The organism is Streptomyces sp. NBC_00576 (genome assembly GCF_036345175.1).
GTDB lineage: Bacteria > Actinomycetota > Actinomycetes > Streptomycetales > Streptomycetaceae > Streptomyces.
Genome location: NZ_CP107780.1, coordinates 6398653 through 6418800, shown reverse-complemented (window position 1 = coordinate 6418800; position 20148 = coordinate 6398653). Strand labels below are relative to the sequence as shown.

The following is a 20148-nucleotide window of genomic DNA, read 5'->3' as shown; positions in this document are numbered from 1 at the left end:
ACTCCCCCAGAGGGGGGACCCCCAGACGGGTTGAGTGGTGCCGGCCGGTGCTGAAGAAGTACCACTCGGCTGCAGAAGCAGGGCGGACCGGTGTCGCTAGGCGTCCGGCAGGCGTGGGTGGGTGTGTAGGGCTGCTCGGTCCGCTGCTGCTGTGCCCTCTGTCCAGCCCGCTTCGTCCGTCACGCCCCGTAGGCGGGTGGTCGTGGTCGTGGGGAACATCTGGTCCAGGTGGGCGGTGACCGCCAGGTCTCGGGTGGCCAGGACCGGGAGCAGGGGGGCGGTCGTCCGCGTTGCCGCCGCGTCCGCCGTTTCCGCTGCCGCTGCCGCTGCTGCCGCCAGGCGGATGCCCGTCTTGTGGGCGTAGGCCGCCAGGAAGGACTGACGGAAGGTCTTTGTGCGCTTGCGGCCCTTCGCCCGCTGCGCCGCCTCCGCCTTGGTCATCGCCGTCGTGGCCTGCACCAGCAGGGACGTGTAGAGGAGTTCCACCGCCTCCAGGTCGGGTTCGAAACCCACCACCGTGGAGAAGCCCAGGGCCTCGTTCCAGACCGCTCGGCAGCGGTTCGCGTCGGCCACCGCGTGAAGCAGGACCGCTTTCGCCTCCTCGTACGGGGCCTCCACCCCCAGGCGGCACGCGCGCGGGGCGTCGGCCGCCGGGGCGCCGGCCGCGAGCAGAGCCTCGTCGATGCTGTGCCGGGCCATCAGTTCCTGGGCCTTCGCGCTCAGCGCCTCCGCCTCCTCGGGGAACCCCGTCGCCTCCGCCTTCGCCAGCAGCGCGCGGATACGGGGCAGCATCCGGGACTCCGGGTGTTCACGGCGGGCCCCCTCCCCCGGCCTTGCCGACTGCTCGTCCAGGGATTCCAGCGTCGGCAGGGTCAGCAGCAGGCGGTACAGCTCCAGAAGCGTCGTCGCGTGCGTGAAGCGGTCCGTGCGCGGCGGGGCGGGGGTTTCGGTGAGGTCCGTCAGCTGGTCCGTCCAGCGCGGGCCCCGGGGTCGGTCGTTCGGCGCCTGGGCGGTGATCAGCGCCGACACCAGGCGTACGTGTACGTCGTCCAGCTCGCGCCGTACGAGGCGTACGACGTCGGCCGGCTGCCAGCCCCGCCGCCATGCCGACGCCACGAACTCCTCGCCGCGGCGGGCGAGTTCGGCATCCGCTTCCGGGTCGGCGGCGAGCAGGGAGGCGCCCGTGTCGAGGGAGGTGTCCGTGTCGGCGTACAGGGCGGCCTGGAAGGCTCGTTCGACGGTGCCGGGCGGGTGGGGTTTGGCGCTGGTCACCCGTTGATCGTGCCATGCCGCCACCATCGACTGTCAACGTTGGGTTGACAGTCCCCCTACTGACAACCTACGGTTGACACATGACGACCAATCAGCCCGTCCGGGCCTCTGTACGCCTCGACGACCTCATCGAGGCCATCAAGAAAGTGCACACCGACGCCCTCGAACAGCTCCAGGACGCGGTGATCGCAGCTGATCACCTCGGGGAGGTGGCGGATCATCTGATCGGTCACTTCGTGGACCAGGCACGGCGTTCTGGTGCCTCCTGGACCGACATCGGCCGGAGCATGGGCGTCACCCGGCAGGCCGCGCAGAAGCGGTTCGTGCCGAAGGGCGAGTCGGACCTCGACCCGAGCCAGGGCTTCAGCCGCTTCACGCCACGGGCCAGGAACGTGGTGGTCCTCTCCCAGGAAGGGGCCAAGGCCGCCGGCAACGACCAGATCGGCACCGAGCACCTGATCCTCGGCCTCCTCGCCGACCCGGAGAGCCTCGGGGCGAAGGCGATCACCGCGCAGGGCGTCTCCCTGGACAGCGTGCGCGAGGCCGCGACCGTCAGTCTCCCGCCGCGTGGCGAGAACGACCCCGCCCTCATCCCCTTCGACGCCAACGCGAAGAAGTCCCTCGAACTCACCTTCCGCGAGGCCCTGCGCCTGGGCCACAATTACGTCGGCACCGAGCACATCCTGCTCGCCCTGCTGGAGTTCGAGAACGGCGACGGGGTCCTGTCCGGCCTCGGCCTCACCAAGCCGGCGACGGAGGAGTACGTCGTCGCGGCCCTCGCCAAGATCAAGGTGGAGTTCGAGGAGCAGGGCTGAGCTGGGCTTAGCAGGAATGGGCTGAGCCGAGCTGAGCTGGGCTGAAAGCGCTGGTCGAGGGCGTTGTCAGACCCTCCTGCCACACTCGCGGACATGGCAGGCGTGGCGGAGACGGCCGAGCGGTGGGCGCTCGCTCCGGCCGAGGACGGTGGCGTGGAGATCGCCCCCCTCGGTCCGGACGGGCTGCCCGCCGGGCCGGTGCGGCGGGAGGCGGATCTCGGCGCGGCCGTCCGTGACCGGCCCGATGTCACGCGGTGGGTGTGGCGGTCCACCCCCGAGGTCTATCCGCGGCTGCTCGCCACGGGGGTGCGAGTCGAGCGGTGCTACGACATCGAGGACGCCGAGACGCTCCTGCTCGGCCACGAGGGGCGGCTCGGCGAGCCCCGGTCCGCGGCGGCGGCCCTCGCCCGGCTGCGCGGTGGTCCCGTACCGCCGGATCCGCCGCAGCGGTCCGCCGAACCCGGCGCGCAGTCGCCGCTCTTCGAGCCGGGGCCGGTGCATGTACCGCTGGCGGACCTGCTGGAGGTGTACGCCGACCAGCAGCGGCGGCACGACGCGACCGCGCACCCGGACCGGATGCGGCTGCTGACGGCAGCCGAGTCGGCGGGGATGCTGGTGGCCGCCGAGATGAACGCGGCGGGGCTGCCGTGGCGCGCGGACGTCCATCGCGACGTGCTCCACGAGCTACTGGGTGAGCGGTACGCGGGCGGTGGTGAGCCCCGACGGCTCGCCGAGCTGGCGGACGAGGTGTCGGCGGCGTTCGGGCGCCGGGTGCGGCCCGATCTGCCCGCCGATGTCGTCAAGGCCTTCGCACAGGCCGGGATCAAGGTGCGGTCCACGAGGAGATGGGAGATCGAGAGCATCGACCATCCGGCGGTGAAGCCCCTTGTCGAGTACAAGAAGCTGTACCGGATCTGGGTCGCGCACGGGTGGTCGTGGCTCCAGGACTGGGTACGGGACGGGCGGTTCAGGCCCGAGTTCCTCGCCGGCGGGACGGTCACCGGGCGGTGGGTCACCAACGGCGGGGGCGGGCTGCAGATCCCCAAGGTGATCCGGCGGGCCGTGATCGCCGACCCGGGATGGCGGCTCGTCGTAGCCGACGCCGACCAGATGGAGCCGCGGGTCCTCGCCGCCATCTCGCGCGACCCCGGGCTGATGGAGGTCGCGGGGCGGGAGACCGACCTCTACCAGTCCGTTTCCGACCGCGCGTTCTCGGGCGACCGGGCGCAGGCCAAGCTCGCCGTGCTGGGCGCGGTGTACGGGCAGACCTCCGGGGACGGCCTCAAGAACCTCGCCGCGCTCAGACGCCGGTTCCCGAAGGCGGTCGCGTACGTGGACGACGCGGCGCGCGCGGGAGAGGAGGGGAGGCTCGTGCGGACCTGGCTGGGGCGTACGTGTCCGCCGGCGGCGCGCGCCAACGACGACTCGGTGGAGGAGGCCGGCATCCCGCTCTCGGAGGACGAGGCGGGCATCGACCCTGCCGGGAGTGCGGGAGGGTCGGGGGCGCAGGAGTGGGTGCCGGGATACGCCTCCTCCAACTCCCGTGCCCGGGGCCGCTTCGCGCGCAACTTCGTCGTCCAGGGCAGCGCCGCCGACTGGACCCTGCTGCTGCTCGCCGCGCTGCGCCGGTCCTGTGCGGGGATGGCGGCCGAGCTGGTCTTCTTCCAGCACGACGAGGTGATCGTGCACTGCCCCGAGGAGGAGGCGGAGACGGTGGCGGCGGCGATCCGGGAGGCGGGAGAGCTGGCGGGGCGGCTGACGTTCGGGCAGACGCCGGTGCGGTTTCCGTTCAGTACGGCGGTGGTGGAGTGTTATGCCGACGCCAAGTGACGCGCGTCAACCTTGGGCAGTCGTCGGCTCGTCACTCGCCGCCTCGGCCGCGGCCAGTTCGCGTGCGAAGTCCCTGACCAGGTCGTGGGGCGCGTACTGGCCGTACGCGGTCTCCTCCAGGAGGGCCACCTCGACCAGACGGTCCAGGGCTGCACCGGCGCGGCGTTCGTCGGTCCCGGTGGCGCGGGCAAGGAGCGCGACGTCGTACGTGGGGAGGTCCAGGGCGCCGATGCGGCGCAGGGTGAGGGCCGCGCCTCGGTCGGTCTCGTGGGCGGAGGCGTGCAGCGCGTGGTGGGCGCCGGCGAGTGAGCGGCGAACGCTCAGGTCGTCGTACTCCAGATGCGGCAACCTGTTGTCCGTGGCGGCCAGTTGAGCGGCGAGCACATCCGGGGTGAGGGCCCGGCGGGCGGCGAGCCGGGCGGCGACCACGCGCAGGGCGAGGGGGAGGCGGCCGGTGAGTTCGACGAGGGGGTGGGCGGCGTCGAGACCGACGCGTCCGGAGACCGCGCGCAGCAGCTCGGCGCTCTCCTTGGCTGTCAGGGGGGTGAGGGGGAAGCGGCGGGCGCCGTCGAGGGCGGTCAGCGGGGAGCGGCTGGTGACGATCACGGCGCAGTTGGGGCCCGCCGGGAGCAACGGCCGTATCTGCGCGGCGCCTTCGGCGTCGTCCAGGACCATCAGCGTGCGGGTCGGTGCGAGAAGGGAACGGAGTAACGCGGCTGCCCCGTCCAGGTGTTCGGGGATGCGGAGTGGCTCGACGCCGAGGTCGCGCAGGAGTGCGGTGAGGGCTTGGGCAGGGGGGAGCGGGCGCGTGCCAGGGGTGGTGCCGTGCAGGTCGACGTACAGCTGGCCGTCCGGGTAGCGGTCCCGGAGGGTGTGGGCGACATGCAGCGCCAGGGCGCTCTTGCCCATGCCGAGCATGCCGTGGATCACGACGACGGGGGCGGCAGCCGTGACCTCGGTCCCGGGGCGCTTCTCCGGGGCCAGGGTCCGACGCAGGTCGTCGGCGACGGCTGTGCGGCCGGTGAAGTGGGGCGGGGATGGGGGCAGTTGGGCGGGACGCGGCAGGCGGGGCGGCGGTGTTGATGGCGACGCGGGGCGCGATGTGGGGGCGGGGCGAGGTGACGCCGCCCCGGGGTGCGGCCCTGACGCGGGGTGCGGTGACGCGGGGTGCGGTGACGCTGAGGCGGGTTGTGACGCTGGCGCGCGGCGCGGTGTGGGGGCGGGGTGCACTGACGCCGCCCCGGGGTGCGGCGCTGACGCGGAGTGCGGTACTGACGCGGGGTGCGCTGATGCTGAGGCGGGCTGCGACGCTGGCGCGGGGCTCGGTGTGAGGGCGGGGCTCGCCGATACCGACCCGGGACACGGCGCTGACACGGGGCTCGATGTGGGGGCGGGGCGCGGTGACGCCGAGGCGGGCAGCGACGCCGGCGCGGGGCTCGGTGTGAGGGCGGGGCTCGCCGATACCGACCCGGGACGCGGCACTGGCGCGGGGCTCGGTGTGAGGGCGGGGCTCGCCGATACCGACCCGGGACGCGGCGCTGACACGGAGTGCGGTGACGCCGAGGCGGGCAGCGACGCCGGCGCGGGGCTCGGTGTGAGGGCGGGGCTCGCCGATACCGACCCGGGACGCGGCACTGGCGCGGGGCTCGGTGTGAGGGCCGGGCGCACTGACGCCGCCCCGGGGTGCGGCGCTGACACGGGAGCCGGTCGCGGGGCGGAGCCCGACGTCGACTGTGCGGGGACGTAGGGAACCGCCAGGTCGGTGGGCGTCGCAAGGCTGGTGGGCATCGCGAAGCCGCCCAGAATATCCGGATCACCCGGATCACCTGGAACCCCCGGAGTCACCAGACCCGTTGGGCGTCCCGACCACTCTGGGCCTCCCCGCCCCTCTGGGCCCGCCGAGCCTCCCTGGCCCCCCGAACGCGTCGACCCCACCGAGCCCGCCGGACTCCCCGAACCCACCAGACCCACCAGACCCACCGGGCTCGCCGAACCTGCCGAACCCACCCGACTCGCCGAACCCACCGGACTCCCCGAACCCGACAGACCTGCCGAATCCGACAGACCCACCGGCCCCGCGAGCCTCAGTACCTCCATGTGGGCCGCCCGTACCGCCGGGCCCGGTTCCACGCCCAGTTCTTCCAGGAGGCGGGTGCGTAGGTCGCGGTGCACGGCGAGGGATTCGGCGCGGCGGCCGGTTCGGTGGAGGGTGAGCATCAGTTGGCGGTGGTAGGACTCGCGGAGTGGGTGCTGGGCGGTCAGGGCCCTCAACTCCGGTATCAGGGCGGTGAGTCGGGGGCCGCCGGCATGCAGCTCCGCGTCGTACCGCCACTCCAGCAGGAGGAGGTGTGCCTCCTCCAGGCGCTGGGTGAACGCGTATCCGACGGTCTCGCGCGGGAGTCCGGTCAGCGGGGCGCCGCGCCACAGGGCGAGGGCCGACGCGCTCTCGGCCAGGACGCGCGGCCAGTCATGGTTGGCGTGGGCGGCCCGCGCCCGTTCGACGTGGGCCTGAAAGACGTGCACGTCCAACTCGCCCGGGCCGACCCGCAGCAGATAGCCGGGCGGCACGGCTCGCAGCCGCCCCGGATCGTCGAGGAGCCTCCGCAGCCGGGCCACGTGGTTGTGCAGCGAGGCCTGCGCGGACGCCGGCGGCGCCCCGCCCCACAGCGCGTCCTTCAGTGCCTCGACCGGGACGACCCTGCCGGGTTCGAGGAGGAGGGCGGCGAGCAGCGTCCGTACCTTGGTGCTGCCTATCGGCTGGATGGGAGAGATGGAGGGGATCGGCTGGATTCCGTTCCCCGTAAGGCCGTTGAGGGCGTCACCGTCGTACAGAACGGGCGCTCCCAGCAGTCCGAACCGCAGACCGCACCGCATGTTCTCGCCCCACTGCCTTTTCGTTCGTCCGCCGGAAGCCCATGTTAGCGATCTGTTGGTGTGGCCTGATGTGATCACCTCAACGGAGCCGGTCCGACGGCGCGCGCGTACGTCGCGCAACTCGGGGGAGTGACGCCGTCGCGGCCGGGTCCGGATACGCGAGAGGGCCCGGGTCGCCAGAGGTGACGGCCGGGGCCCTCGTATCGCGTGCCGCGTGCCGCAGGCCTGCTCGCGGGGATCGCGCGCGGGTTCAGAGAATGGGCGGGCGGCCCAGCCTGGTCAGTGTCCACACCGTTCGCCACCGCATCGGGCGGCGCTCACCGGCCGGTTCGCGCAGGCCCTCCGCGAAGCCGGCGAACCAGGCCCGCAGTGCCCCGGTGGAGCGGGCGCGCAGGACGGTGATCGCAAGCCATACGCCCAGGTGCACCGGGATCAGCGGCAGCGGCAGCCGGCGGCGGGCCAGCCAGACCCGGTTGCGGGCGGTGACCCGGTGATAGATGGCGTGCCGGGCGGGCGAGGTGCTGGGGTGGCGCAGCAGGAGACGCGGTTCGTAGAGGATCTTCCAGCCGGCGTCGACGGCCCGCCAGGCGAGGTCGGTCTCCTCGTGGGCGAAGAAGAATGCGGCGGGCCAGTCGCCGGTCTCGTCGAGCATCGTCATGCGCAGGGCATGGCCGCCGCCGAGGAACTGGGTGACGTATCCGCCGAGCATCGGGTCGCCGGCGCCGGGCCGGGGGACGTGTCGACGCTGGGTCACGCCGTTCTCGTCGGCGATGCGGAAGCCGACGATGCCGAGTCGGGGGTCGGCGGCGTACAAGTCCCGTACGCGGGTGAGCACATCGGGGTCGATGAGCAGGCCGTCGTCGTCGAGGTCGACCACGACGTCGATGTCGCCGAACTCGCGCAGCCGGGCCAGGGCCACATTGCGGCCGCCCGGGCAGCCGAGGTTCTCGTCGACCTCGATGGTGGTGACCTCGCCGGAGAGGCCGGGGAGTTCGGGAAGCGGACAGCCGTTGCCGACGAGCACGATGCGGTCGGGGGCGAGGTCCTGCTTGGCGATCGACTCCAGCAGCGCGTTCAGCGCGACGGGCCGGTTTCCCATGGTCACCACGGCCACCGCGATACGCGGCTCCACCGCCATGCCACCCACCAGACCCACCTCGTTCCGGCCGCCGACGTCAACCATCGCGGTCGGATGCTATCTGTTTACAGTAAGGATGTATTAAGTACGCATTAAGTACGTCTCTTCTGCATAACACCCTACGACTTGCGGTCGGAGCCGGACTCCAGCCACGTCCGCAGCGCCCACCACCAGTGCACGCTACCCAGTGAACCGGAGGCCATGCCTGGAGAATCGTCCGTCAGTGACTCGCCGGTGAGCTGCTGGAGGCGGGCGAGACGGTAGCGGATGGCGTTGGGGTGGGTGAACAGGGTAGCCGCCGTCCGGTCGAGGCGGCGACCGTGGTCCAGGAACGCCAGCGCGGTGACCACGATCTGACGGTGGAAGCCGTCCCTCAGGGGCGCGGCCGGTGACACCACGACGAGCGCGCCGCCGACGCCCCGTTCCTCCTCCCCTTCCCCCTTCCCCCTTCCCCCTTCCCCCTTCCCCTTCCCACTTCCCACTTCCCACTTCCCCTCCCCTTCCCCGTCCTCGGTCGTCTCGCCCGGCGGCAGCCGCGGGTACAGACCCACCAGCCGTCCGTCCAGCATGCCGAAGAGGCAGCCACAGACCGACCTGTCGGGTCGCGTCCTTGACGCCACCGGCACCCCGGTCCCCGGTCTGTAGACAACACGACCGCGGCCGGCGGGGCAGTCGCCGGCCGCGGTCGTCCGCCGTGAGGCCTCAGAGGATCTGCCCGGCTCAGCTCAGGCCGAGCGTGGAGAGGGCCGTGGTCCAGTCGGTGATGATGGCGTCCTGAGCGTCGGACAGACTGACGGTCCCGGCGCAGACGGCCTTCTTGAGACGGTTCTCGACGGTGTCCTTGTTGCCGGCGGTCTTGTCCCCGTACTGGGGCTCGGGCCACAGGTTCAGCGCGTCCTTGGGGGCGCCGCCGAGTTCGAGCGGGACGAAGTGATCCTCCTCGTAGTCGGAGGTGCTGGTGTCGTCGTAGCCGTACTCCACTATCTGCTTCTTCTTCAGCGCGGTGGTGTACGAGCTGGAGGGCCGCACGGTCGCCGTCCAGCCGGAGACGCAGATCGTGGAGCCGATGGTGTCCTGCGTGACGTCCGGGTTGAGGGCGCCGGGCTGGCAACCGGGGTCGGGGAGGGGCAGATAGTCCTGGCTGCAGGTGGCGGCGTGGGCGGTGCCGGCGGTGACGGCGAGCCCGGCGGCGGCCAGCGCGAGGGCGGAGAGGGCGGTGGCGAGGGTACGCGAAGTACGGGCCGGTGTACGGGACATGGGGGGTCTCCCGACAGGGTGCCCGGCAGGGGTCCGGGCGAACATGCACATGCCAGCAGGCCGGACTTCTATGCGGGTAGACCTCTTGACCAGGAACAGGCCACCTTGGCGGAAAATTGGCCTGCCCCGAGCCCGGACCGGACCAAGTCCTGGCCCGGGCTTGATTGTTGGACCGCGTACCGCGTCAGGCACACATCAGGCACGCAGCGGGTTGGAGCGGGCCGCCGCCAGCAGGTACCAGGCGGTCGCGCCCGTGTGGCGGTACGGGTAGTAGCCGAAGCCGAAGCCCGTGTCGAGGGGGCTGCTCGCCGAGACGACCCCGGCGCGTTCGGGCAGGGTCCGGCTGCCGACGGTCTGGCCGGTGCCGAGGAGTTCCTGGGCCCGCTCGATGGAGGCGACCAGCCGGTGGGCGCGTGCCTCGTCGCCGTGTCCGGCGCGGTCCCGGAGGGCGAGGGCGAGGTGCGCGGTCCCTTCGAACCAGACTCCGTTACGGTCCGGCCTGGGCTGGAACTCGGCGATGGGGGCGTCCTCGTTCGCCAGCAGGCTCGCGGAGCTGAAGGTGACTCCCTCGTACGACTGTCCCGCCGGCACCGTGCTGTTCGTACGGTCGGCCCGGTCCAGGACCGCCAGCTCGGCGGCGGCCCAGTCCAGCGAACGGGAGTAGCGGCGGGAGTCGAGGGCGAGGTGGGTCCAGGTCTGGGTGTCCTCGGGGACCGGCGCCTTGTTGACGGTCACCCCGTCGTTGGTGCCCGTGTAGAAGAACCTGCCGTCGGGCTCCCACATCTTCTCGACGAAGGCCCGCGCCCTCCCCCGCCGCTGCCGCCACACCGGGTCGCCGGTGAGCAGGGCGAGCCGTCCGAAGAGGGCGACCAGGTCGGTGTTGTGCTCGGTCGAGCTGAACGGCAGTTTCGCGTTCGCCCCGTCGACCCCGAACTTGTAGCCGCCGAGGGGCTGGTCCGTACCGCCGTTCACCTCGATCCAGGTGCCGATGCGCACGGCACCGTCGAGGAAGCGGCGCTTCCCGGTCCGGCCGGCGAGGGCGCTGAGCGCGATCCCGGCCCAGGCCATGTCGCCCACGGCGGTTCCGGTGAACCCGAATTGGGTGCCGACGTTGGCGGTGCCGTCGGCCCGCACGAACCCGTCGGGCTGCGCGACGCCGTCGAAGAAGACGTACGGCCCGACGTTGTAGGCCTGCCGGAGCCTGCCGTCGTCGTACACCGGGTCGTGGGCCTGCGCGTACAGCAGGGCGTCCCCGAGGGCGACGGCCCGGCGCCGGCCCGCCTCGGTGCGGGTGGCGAGGTGGGCGAGGATCGCGAGGGCGTTGTCGTAGGTGAACGCCGTGCTGAACAGGCCCGCCTGGTCGGTGTAGCTCTGGGTGAGGCGGAGGTCGCCGTGGTCGGGGTAGCCGTCCATGGCTGCGGCGAGGAAGGCGTGGGCCCGGCGCTGCGCGGAACTCCCGGAGCCGGAACTCCCGGAGCCGGTGAGGGAGCCGGCGGCGCCCGCTGTGCCCGAGGCGGCTGCCGTGAGCGCCGCCGCGCCGAGGCCGGCGGCGCCGATGAGCGTACGGCGGCTGAGCGCGGGGCCTTGCGCGCCGGGCCTGTCGGACGGGGCGGACGGGTCGGACTTGTCGGGCCCGCTGGGCCTTCCGGAGCGGCCGTTCATGGGTCTCCTCTGCCGGACTGAGAGCGCTCTCATGAACGCGCGGGCTCATTCTGCTGGTGCGCCCGGTGCGGGTCAACGCCCTTGAGGTGTACGCAGGTTGGCAGGTCCGGGGGAACGAGGAAACCCCGGGCCAGGAGGGTGGCCCAGGGTTTCGGCAGAGGAGGCGGTCGGCCGGTCAGGGCGTGGACGACGCGTTGCGCAGCCGCGCGAACGACGTGTCCAGGCCTCGCTTCATCAGCCGCGCCAGGGGCGCTTCCACGAACTTGTGCACCAGCCAGCTCAGCACCATGAAGCCGGCGATCACGGACAGCACCAGGAGCCGGGGGTCCATGGTGTCGCGCAGCCGGTTGATGATCGTCGTACCGACGAAGTAGTGCATCAGATAGAACGGGTACGTTATCGCGCCCGCCGTGACCAGCCACTTCCAGCGGATGCGGTCGGTGTAGCCGAGGGCGACGGCGACCATGAACAGCAGGAAGACGGTGAAGATCAGCACGCTTCCGCGCCAGCTGGAGACCCGTTCGATCGTGTCTATCCGATGCCCGATTTCCAGTTGGCCCATCATCCACGACAGTCCGAGGATGCCCCACAGCAACAGGTCCTGGCCGAAGCGGTGCATGAGGTAGAGGGCGAGGCCCGCGATGAAGTACCAGGAGCCTTCCGGGTTGATGATCAGCGTCGCCGGCTGGAAGCCGGCGGCCGGGGCGATCATCGAGGCGGCGCCCCAGAGGCAGCAGAACACCACGACCTTGCGGTACGTCAGCCCGGTCACGACGACGGCCATGAAGAGGAGGTAGAAGCGCAGCTCGGACCAGAGGGTCCAGTACACGCCGTCGACGTTCCCGACGCGGGAGCCGGACTGGAGCATCGTGAAGTTGATCAGCACCTCGCGCGCGCGGCCACGCTCCCACACACCGGGCATGGCGACCAGGGCGGCCGAGGTGAAGATTATGCCGAACCAGTACGCCGGGTAGAGCCGGATCACGCGAGAGGTGAAGAACTGGCGCGGGGTGCGGCCCCAGCACGACATGCAGATCACGAAGCCGCTGATCACGAAGAAGATCTCGACGCCGATCCAGCCGTACGCGGAGAACCGGAACCAGGTCGGCATGATCTCGGACACCGACCGGCCCCAGATCGCGTTGCCCGGCGAGTCGACCCGCCGGGTTCCGGCGTAGTGGTGGAAGGCCACGAAGAGGGCGGCGAGCAGACGGAGCCCGTCGATGGCATAGAGCCGGCTGTTGCCGCGTCCCGGGATGGCGGCGTGCTTCGCGGACGTCCGGGTGGGCTTCTTCGTCGTGCCGTCGGGCCCGGGCGCCTGCTCGGTCGTCGCGAGCGGGAGGGGCTGCCGCGGCGAGGGGATCACCTTGTGCATCCCGCCCGCGACCCGCCCGCCCGTCGGCGGCCCACTGTCCGCGCCCTGCATCGACACCTGATTTCCTCCATCGGAAAGCCCGCCCACGTACCACCCCCCACCCGCACCCCGGAAACGGCAGGAGCAGTCGGCCTGTGGAACGGCGAGCGCTTGCCCAGCAGCGATCACGGCAAACCCGCAAACACCGTAGAACCCCATGGCCCACACACAGGGACTGCTGAGTCTAAGCAAGGGTTGTAGATCGGAACGGTCGAATTTCGACAAGATATGGAAGGTTCGGGTCCTCTTCAGTGCCGAGCGGTAGGAAGGGCGGCCTCCCGAAGAAGGCCGCCCTGGCGGCCGTAGCCGCGTGCCCGGGGTTTCCGGTGTGGGTTCTACCAGGTCCAGCGCTGCTCGTTGCCCGTCCCGCACGGCCACTGGATGACCTTGGTGCCGATCGCGGTGTTGCCGCCGGGGACAGCGAGACACTTGTCACTGTTCAGGTTCCGCAGCCGACCGATGCTGTCCTGGACCCAGATCTGCTCGCTGCCGGTGCTGCAGGGCCACTGGATGGCCTGGGTGGCGTCGTCCGTGCTGGCTCCGGGCATCGCGAGGCATTTCTTGCTGTTGTTGTTCCGCACGAGGTACCGGTCGTTGTTACCGCCCGCGACAGGCTCCAGGCGCCACTGCTGCTCGGTGCCGGTGCCGCAGCTCCACTGCAGCAGGAGGGTGCCGTTGGCCGTGCTGGCGTTGGGGACGGCCAGGCACCTCTGGGTCCCGACATTGGCGAGGGGGCGGAAGCCGTTGACGAAGCCCGACACCCAGGAGGAGAGGTCGTCGATACGGGTGGCGATGCCGCCGGTGCGGGTCTCGGCCGCGTCGATGCCGAAGCAGCCACCCTGGTAGGAGCGGCTGTTGAGGGCCGCCAGCTGAGGAACGCCACCGACGGTGCGTATGACGGGTCCGCCGGTGTCGCCCATGCACGCGGCCACGCCGTTCTTACCGGTGACCGTGACCGTGTTGGCCGTCGAGGCGTCCACGGACAGCGTGCCGGTGTGCAGGCTGAGCGGCGCCCACTCGGTCGCGGTGCGCCCGTAACCGGCGAACTGCAGCTCCTCGCCCGCGGTGGGCGCGGTGGTGGCCAGGGCGATGGGGGTGACGTTGGTCACCGCGAGGTTCAGACGGGCCAGGACGACATCGCGGCCGGCGCTGGGGACCAGCTCGACGACCTCGCGCACCGCGCCCGCGGTACCGGTCAGGTCGGAGCGGCCGATGGTCGCGGTGGTCTTGCGGGCAGGCTTGCCCGCGGGCACCGAGATGCTCGTCGCCGGGTCGTCCGCGAAGCAGCTGGCCGCGGTGAGGAGCCACTGCCTGGCGACCAGGACGCCGGAGCAGCCCCGGTCATGGTCGCCGACGACGAGCTGCGCGGCGTAGGTGGCGTTGGCGGCGGGGGCGGGCGTGCCGGTGACGGCGGAGGCGGGCGTGGGCGCGGCGCCCAGTGCGACCGGGATCGCGAGCAGGGCCGCGGCCAGCGTGGACAGAGGCTTTGGTCTGGTGTGTCGCATGACGGGATTCCTTGGGCAGCTGGAGGTCTGCGCGGCCGGTCCGGAGCCGTGCAGAACGAAGGGCGAGAGGTGAGAAGCGAGAGGTGAGAGGCGCTGGACGGGGGCTACTTGGCCGACCGGATCTCCACGAGCATGTGCTCACGGCCCTGCTCGTCGGCGCTCTCACCGACCGCGGTCCAGGTGTTCTTCTCCACGTCGAAGGACTTCTCCTCCGCACCCACCGTCATGTCGACCTCGGTCGCGTAGTCATTGCCCTTGATGGCGTAGACCGACGGGATCTCCAGGGTCAGCCACCCGGACGTCCCCTTCACCGCGAAGCAGATCCGGTCCGTCTTCTCCCGCGCCCAGACCTCCAACAACCCGGAACCACTCGCACAGTCGGCCAGCGTGATGTGCCCGTCCCCACGCTTCAGAACGATGTTCTGCTCCGCCAGGATCTTGTCCGCGTTCGGGTAGTCGAAGGTCTCCACCGCGTACCCCGGGGCCTCGTCAGCCACCGCTGTCACTGCTCCGGACGCCCGGTTCGCGGTGCTCTCCTCGGCGGGGGCACCGCCCGCCACGGCGGTCCACGCCAGGGCACCGGCGGCCAGAGCCGCCAGACCCGTCCCTATGAGTCTCCCGCGGTATGACCTCGACGGCATGGGAAAACGTCCCTTCATCACAATCCTGACCTTGTTGCTCCGGATGAGGAAAGACAGGCCGGAACGCATTTCGCGCACGGGTGTGAAGGAATACGAGATCGATACGCGCAGCCCCCACTCCCGGCAGAGAAAAGGCCCCTGATTACCTACCGGAAACCGCTTGTGACGCCTATGCAACCTTGCGCTCTCAAGGCTGTCCACTTCATGAACTCCCGCAAATCGGGCGAGACTTGGAGGGCCGATATGGGATCAGTCACACTCGCAAAAGGTTGTACCGACTCTCATGAAGAAATGGTTACGGACAGACGGGGGATCTGTCGGAAATAATGGGCAAAGGTGGCACTTTGAGGCAAAGGGCTGGGGGGAGTTGTCCATGAATCGCGTGTGAAAAATGTAAGGTGCGGTTAAAAGATCGGGCCCGGCGAGCCAGAGGCAATGGCTGCCGTAAATCTTTTGAACACCGAACAAGCTGAACATCAACGGAACGAGGGAGTAACACGTTGAGTATCAGATTGCGGGCCGTGCCAGGATGGCGCGGCTCCGTGGCGATGCTGATAGCCCTGGTGATGGTCCTGGGCATAGATCTGCGTCCTGCCTCGGCGGCCGACGAGGCGCCGGAATTCACGCGAGCTGACGTTCTCATGGAGTGGGAGTACGGCGATGAGGGCGTCCGGCGCGCGGCCGAGGCGGCCCTACTGGGTTCGACCGACGACATCCAGACGTTCATGGATGTGGATCTGCCTGTCGTCCAGTTGGAGGACCTGAGGGTCCAGGTGGCGCAGATCATGGCCATCGGCGGTCCTGGTGTGCGTGACGCGGCCAACACCGCGCTGGGCGGCGGTGAGACGGAGCTGCAGGCCTTCCTGGACGGTGGCTTCACCGCGGCCTACGAGGAGGACCAGCGCGTCCAGGTGGCGCAGATCATGGCCTTCGGCGGTTCGGGCGTGAAGAAGGCGGCCAATACGGCGCTGATCGGCACGGCCGACGACGTGAGCGCGTTCATCGAGACGGGGCAGTACAAGGCGCGGGCCGCCGACAACCGGGTCCAAGTCTCCCAGCTGATGTTCACCGGCGGCGTGAACGTGAAGCTGCTCGCGGGCCAGGCGCTGGACGGCACGGACGAGGATGTCCAGGAGTTCCTGGACGACGGGTGGGCGGTCGCCGCCGCGCGCGACCAGGAGACGCTGACCGTCGCGCAGCTGGCCGTACTGGCCGACACGGCGCAGAAGCGGGCCAAGGAGCTGACCGAGACCGCCAAGGAAGAGGCGGCCAAGGCGGAGAAGGCCACGAAGGCGGCGAAGGAGGCCGCGCAGGACGCGGCAGCGGAGGCGCTGGAGTCCAAGGAGTCGGCCGGCCGGGCGGCAGCGGCCGCGTCGCGGGCGGCGGCCGCCGCGGACCGGGCGGCCCAGGCGGCCCGTACGGCGATGTCCTCGGCGGCGGCAGCGAACGCGACGGCGCGGATGGCGGCCTCGGCGGCGGCGCAGGCGGCCTACGCCGCCGGCCAGGCCGGCAGCGCGGCGTCCGTGGCCAGGTCCGCGGCCGGTGCGGCCGCGGGGGACGCCACGCGGGCGAAGCAGGCCCGGGAGGCCGCGCAGAAGGCGAACACGGCGGCTGCCGGTGCGCGGAAGGCGGCGGTCGCCGCCGACCAGGCCGGTATCGCCGCCGACCAGGCGGCGACCGCCGCCGGTGCCGCGGCCAGCGCCGGGGTGAACGCGGCGGCTGCGGCCGCCGCGGCCGCGGACGCGGGCCGCTGGGCCGGCCAGGCCGGCGCCAAGGGGGATGAGGCCGCCGCGGCGGCGGCCAAGGCCAAGCGGCTGGCCGACCAGGCCACCCGGGCCGCAGGTGTGGCGCAGTCCAACGCCAAACAGGCCGCCACGGCTGCCCGGCAGTCGCGCGACGCGGCCAACGAGACCGCCGCACATGCCGAGGCCGCGGCGATCGCCGCGAACAAGGCAGCCGACGAGGCCGGCAAGGCGGTGGACGCCGCCAAGGCGTCCACCGAGGCCGCGAACGAGGCCACCAAGGCCGCGAACAACGCGATGACGGCGGCCGAGCAGGCCTCGACCGTGGTGGAGCTGGCGCGCAAGGCGGACGCCGAGCGGCTGGCCCAGCAGCAGGACGAGGCGGTCCTGGCGGCCGAGGAGGCCGCCGAGGCCTACGCCGAGAAGGTGGCCTCCTCCCAGTGGGAGATCGGCCGCATCCAGGAACTCGGCGACCGGACCCAGCAGTTGCTGACGGAGGCCGCGGCGGCATCCGACCTGTCGGTCACGGCCGACAAGGGACGCCAGGCCGCGGTAAACCTGCTCACCAGCGGTGGGACGTGGGTCAAGGACGCCGCCGGGGACGCACTGGCGGGCAGCGACGACGACGTGGCCGAGTTCGTGCGCGCCAGGCTGGCGCTGGCCATGGAGCAGGACGACCGGGCCAGCGTCGGCCACATCGCCGTGACCAGCGAGATCCCCGCGCAGCGGCAGGCCGCGCTGGAGGTGCTGGACAAGCCGATCGGCCAGGTGCGCGAGTGGCTGCGCACCCGCGCCTATCCGGGCAAGGCGGACGACGACCGGGTCGCGGTGGCCAAGATCGCGGCTGCGGGCGGTCCGGGAGTGAAGGCCGCCGCGAGCAAGGCGCTGGACGGTACCGCGGCCGACATGGCGGCGTTCCTGGAGACCGGGCAGTACAAGGCGCAGGAGGACGACGACCGCGTGGCGGTCACCCAGGCCCTGTCCACGGGCGGTCCCGAGGTCCAGGCCGCGGCACAGGCCGTACTATCGGGACCGGCGTCCGGTCTGCGTCCCTTCCTGGAGATCGGCCTGTACAAGGCGCGCCAGCGGGACGCCAACGCGGCCGCCCACATCGCCGAGGTCAACGTCCTGCTGCAGGCCGCGTACAAGTCGGCGGCGCTCGCCCAGAAGAACGCCGCCGAGGCACAGAAGGCCGCTGCCGAGGCCCGTAAGAACGCCGCCGAGGCCACCTCATGGGCCAACAAGGCCAAGGCGTCCTCCGACCAGGCGAACACGTACGCCGCGCAGGCCGACAAGTCGGCCGACCAGGCCGCGGACTCCGCCGCCGATGCGGCCGAGTCCGCACGGACCGCCCGGAACGCGGCCGCGGCGGCCCAGGCGGACGCACAGTCGGCGGCCCGCTCGGCGGACCGCGCCCAGCACTCAGCCGCGATCGCCTACGGCTACTCCCTCGACGCCAACAACTCCGCCTATCAGGCCGGTCTTTCCGCGCTGGCGGCGGACGCGGACTCCGCCGCGGCCGCCAAGGCGGCCACCTCGGCCATGAAGACCGCGGCCGACCTTCTGGTCGCGGAACTCAAGGCGCAGATCAAGGAGGAGGCCGCTCAGCAGACCAGCAAGCCGCTCACCGACAACGAACTGCGCGCGGCACTCGAGCGGCGGTTGGTCGACTACCGCTCCATCGTCCTGGAGAACGGGGAACTGAAGCCGGGCGAGACGATCCTCGTCTGTGGTGGTGACGGCGCCGGCGGCATGGGCTGCATCACCTCCACCACTCTCGACCGCCTGATCGCCTGGTACGTCGGTGCCGAGGAGATCGAGGAGTGCCTGACGACCAAGAAGCCCTCGTGCCTCACGGGCCTCGCGCTCAGCGCTCTCAAGCTCAAGATCTTCAAGAAGATCAACTGCGGGAAGAGCAGCTTCACGCCGGGCACCCGGGTCCTGATGGCCGATGGCCGGACCGAAAAGATCGAGGACATCCGGATCGGCGACCAGGTCAGATCCACCGACCCGGAGTCCGGCCGTACCGAGGCGAAGCCCGTCCAGCTGACCATCGGCAGCAGGGGTCAGAAGAACCTCGTGGACATCACCGTCACCAGTCCCGGCGGGCAGTCCACGGGCACGGTGACCGCCACCGACAACCACCCCTTCTGGGTGACGGGTGACAAGGGCACCTGGACCGACGCCGGGCAGCTCGCACCCGGCGACGCACTGCGGACCGACGCCGGTGCGTCCGCCGAGGTCGGCGCGACCAGGGCCTGGGCCACGCCCGAGCAGCGCGTCCACAATCTGACGATCGCCGACTTCCACACCTACTATGTGGTGGCGGGTGAGACCCCTGTTCTGGTGCACAACGCGAGCTGCCCCATCGGCTGGACGCAGGACACGGTCGGGGACGCGTTCACCGATTTGAACAAGGGCGGCGGTCACGCCATGCGACACCTGAAGGATGACGGACTGATTCCCAACAAGGGAAGCGTCGCCTCCCAGCTCGACTACTTCAAGAAGAACTTCTCGCAGGTTCTGACGTCGCCGGACAAGACGTTCGACTGGAAGACTGGTGGCACACAGGCCAAGGCCTTCGCCAAAAAGGTCAACGGCAGGGTGGTGGTGATCATGGTGGCAAAGGAAGGCCCCTACCAGGGCAAGATCATCACCGCGATGATGCCCGGGGCCAAGAGACTGGCGCAGTGGGGCCTCCTGTGAGCGCCCTCAAGGAGGCCATCACGTGGAGTGGCCCCGCGGTCGTCATCCTCTTCACGATCGGGCGGGTCGAACCTCGCCTGGAGAAAGGCGAGTTCGACATCTCCGGCACCTGTCCGGACGAGGTCGGCCTCTATGAGATGACCTCCGAGCCCAGGGAGCGGCAGGCGACCGTCCAGGAGTACGACCTCACCTTCGAGGACGATCGCCTGGACGACCCGGACTTCCCCGGATATCTGCGGGAGTGCCTGCGGAAAGCGGCTGCGCACGCGGAGGGAATCGCGTGGCTGACGTTCGAGGGGGCCTTTCATTTCGACCACCTCTTCACGGACGACATCGCGGACCAGATCTACGGCTACTGCGTGTCGGGGGACGAGCCCGTGGTCGCCTGGGATCGCGAGATCATGACGAGTGATCGATGGAAGCGTGAGATCAGGGAAGTGCGGTCAGTTCTGGACCGCGTTTTCCCGGCGTAACCGAAAGAGAAGGAGAAGGGCTCCCGGCATGTTCCGGGGGCCCTTCGTCGTCGTAGGCCCGGAACACTGAGTGGCGCTGACCGCCCACTCGAAAACGGCGGGCCCGCGTGACGACACGCGGGCCCGCTTCCGTGGTCACCTGACGTGACCTGAACGTCAGATCGGGGGCCGCTCAGCCAGCCCGCGCGACCGGGGACCGCAGGCCGAGCCACTGCTCGGCGTCCCAGGCCTCGAACCGCTCTACCTCGGTGAACCCCAGCTTCGCCGCGAGGCGCATCGAGCTGACGTTGGCGGTCTGGGTGGCGAGCACCACCGGCTCGCCGGGAAGGACGCCGTCGAACCAGTCGAGCGCCGCCGCGCACGCCTCGGCGGCGTACCCGAATCCCCACGCCCGCGGCAGGAACAGGTAGCCGAGATCGACCTTCCCCTCGGCCGCCGGGCGACGGTGCTCCGTTGCTCTTCTGAGCAGGATCAGGCCGATCATCGCCCCGTCGAGATCAACAACGAAACTCCCGGGCCACCGCTCGGGCACCCCGGGCATCTCGCGCTCAAGCTCGTCACGCGGCCGGGGGCCGCCAAGGTAGGTGTGCACCTCTGGCGACGCCAGCAGTTCGATGAACGCCGCACGGTCCCGGGCCTCGGACTCGCGGAGCACAAGCCGTTCGGTCCTTATCGGGGCAGGTGGCCAGGCAACGGGTCCGAGTCCAGTCATGGCGGGCAACCTATCGCGTCGTTGAACCGGTCGTGCTCCCTCGACTCGACGAGCGCGAGCAGTTCGGCGAACCACGGCTGGACCTCCGCGAACGCCGGCCCGGAAAC

Annotated in this window: 14 protein-coding genes and 1 pseudogene; 4 read left to right on the top strand and 11 right to left on the bottom strand. The window is 70.9% G+C overall.

Annotated elements, in window-relative coordinates; all coding sequences use genetic code 11:
- Positions 1-96 precede the first annotated feature (96 nt).
- Positions 97-1299 (bottom strand): DUF2786 domain-containing protein, encoded by a 1203-nt coding sequence (locus OG734_RS27725; RefSeq protein ID WP_330290204.1) that lies wholly within the window; start codon positions 1297-1299, stop codon positions 97-99.
- Between the two features lie 53 nt (positions 1300-1352).
- On the opposite strand from OG734_RS27725, the gene OG734_RS27720 reads away from it, so the two are divergent.
- Together OG734_RS27720 and OG734_RS27715 are read left to right on the top strand one after the other, a co-directional pair.
- Entirely contained in the window at positions 1353-2087 is a 735-nt protein-coding gene (locus OG734_RS27720; RefSeq protein WP_330290203.1) for a Clp protease N-terminal domain-containing protein, read from the top strand.
- 93 nt (positions 2088-2180) lie between these two features.
- Complete coding sequence (locus OG734_RS27715; RefSeq protein ID WP_330290202.1) at positions 2181-3917, top strand: bifunctional 3'-5' exonuclease/DNA polymerase; 1737 nt, start codon at positions 2181-2183, stop codon at positions 3915-3917.
- 6 nt (positions 3918-3923) lie between these two features.
- Here the strand turns inward: OG734_RS27715 and OG734_RS27710 are convergent, their stop codons facing one another.
- The 9 genes and pseudogenes from OG734_RS27710 to OG734_RS27675 all read right to left on the bottom strand — a co-directional run bounded on the left by OG734_RS27710 (position 3924) and on the right by OG734_RS27675 (position 14408).
- Complete coding sequence (locus OG734_RS27710; protein ID WP_330290201.1) at positions 3924-6791, bottom strand: BTAD domain-containing putative transcriptional regulator; 2868 nt, start codon at positions 6789-6791, stop codon at positions 3924-3926.
- A 250-nt stretch (positions 6792-7041) separates the two neighbouring features.
- Positions 7042-7974 carry a glycosyltransferase family 2 protein gene (locus OG734_RS27705; protein WP_330290200.1) on the bottom strand — a complete coding sequence of 311 codons (933 nt, stop codon included), beginning with the start codon at positions 7972-7974 and terminating at the stop codon, positions 7042-7044.
- A gap of 74 nt (positions 7975-8048) precedes the next feature.
- On the bottom strand, positions 8049-8498 hold the full coding sequence (locus tag OG734_RS27700) for a helix-turn-helix domain-containing protein (protein WP_330290199.1): 450 nt from the start codon (positions 8496-8498) through the stop codon (positions 8049-8051).
- Positions 8499-8649: 151 nt separating this feature from the next.
- Entirely contained in the window at positions 8650-9186 is a 537-nt protein-coding gene (locus OG734_RS27695; RefSeq protein ID WP_330290198.1) for a hypothetical protein, read from the bottom strand.
- A gap of 195 nt (positions 9187-9381) precedes the next feature.
- Positions 9382-10848 carry a Tat pathway signal sequence domain protein gene (locus OG734_RS27690; RefSeq protein WP_330290197.1) on the bottom strand — a complete coding sequence of 489 codons (1467 nt, stop codon included), beginning with the start codon at positions 10846-10848 and terminating at the stop codon, positions 9382-9384.
- Positions 10849-11023: 175 nt separating this feature from the next.
- Complete coding sequence (locus OG734_RS27685; protein ID WP_330290196.1) at positions 11024-12280, bottom strand: acyltransferase family protein; 1257 nt, start codon at positions 12278-12280, stop codon at positions 11024-11026.
- 317 nt (positions 12281-12597) lie between these two features.
- The gene (locus tag OG734_RS48085) at positions 12598-13023 is read right to left on the bottom strand and encodes an RICIN domain-containing protein (protein WP_443065108.1); all 426 of its coding nucleotides are present in this window, start codon (positions 13021-13023) and stop codon (positions 12598-12600) included.
- A pseudogene (locus OG734_RS48080) lies at positions 13018-13767 on the bottom strand (S1 family peptidase); the annotation flags it as partial. The pseudogene OG734_RS48080 and the gene OG734_RS48085, both read right to left, overlap by 6 nt.
- 104 nt (positions 13768-13871) lie before the next feature.
- On the bottom strand, positions 13872-14408 hold the full coding sequence (locus OG734_RS27675; RefSeq protein ID WP_330290194.1) for a hypothetical protein: 537 nt from the start codon (positions 14406-14408) through the stop codon (positions 13872-13874).
- Between the two features lie 500 nt (positions 14409-14908).
- Here OG734_RS27675 and OG734_RS27670 point away from each other — a divergent pair, with 500 nt between their 5' ends.
- Both OG734_RS27670 and OG734_RS27665 read left to right on the top strand, forming a co-directional pair.
- Positions 14909-18856: a polymorphic toxin-type HINT domain-containing protein gene (locus tag OG734_RS27670; protein ID WP_330290193.1), complete on the top strand. Its 3948-nt coding sequence runs from the start codon at positions 14909-14911 to the stop codon at positions 18854-18856.
- Entirely contained in the window at positions 18853-19329 is a 477-nt protein-coding gene (locus OG734_RS27665; RefSeq protein WP_330290192.1) for a hypothetical protein, read from the top strand. The genes OG734_RS27670 and OG734_RS27665 overlap by 4 nt, the downstream gene beginning before the upstream one ends.
- Before the next feature lie 172 nt (positions 19330-19501).
- Here the strand turns inward: OG734_RS27665 and OG734_RS27660 are convergent, their stop codons facing one another.
- On the bottom strand, positions 19502-20041 hold the full coding sequence (locus OG734_RS27660) for a GNAT family N-acetyltransferase (RefSeq protein ID WP_330290191.1): 540 nt from the start codon (positions 20039-20041) through the stop codon (positions 19502-19504).
- Positions 20042-20148 lie beyond the last annotated feature (107 nt).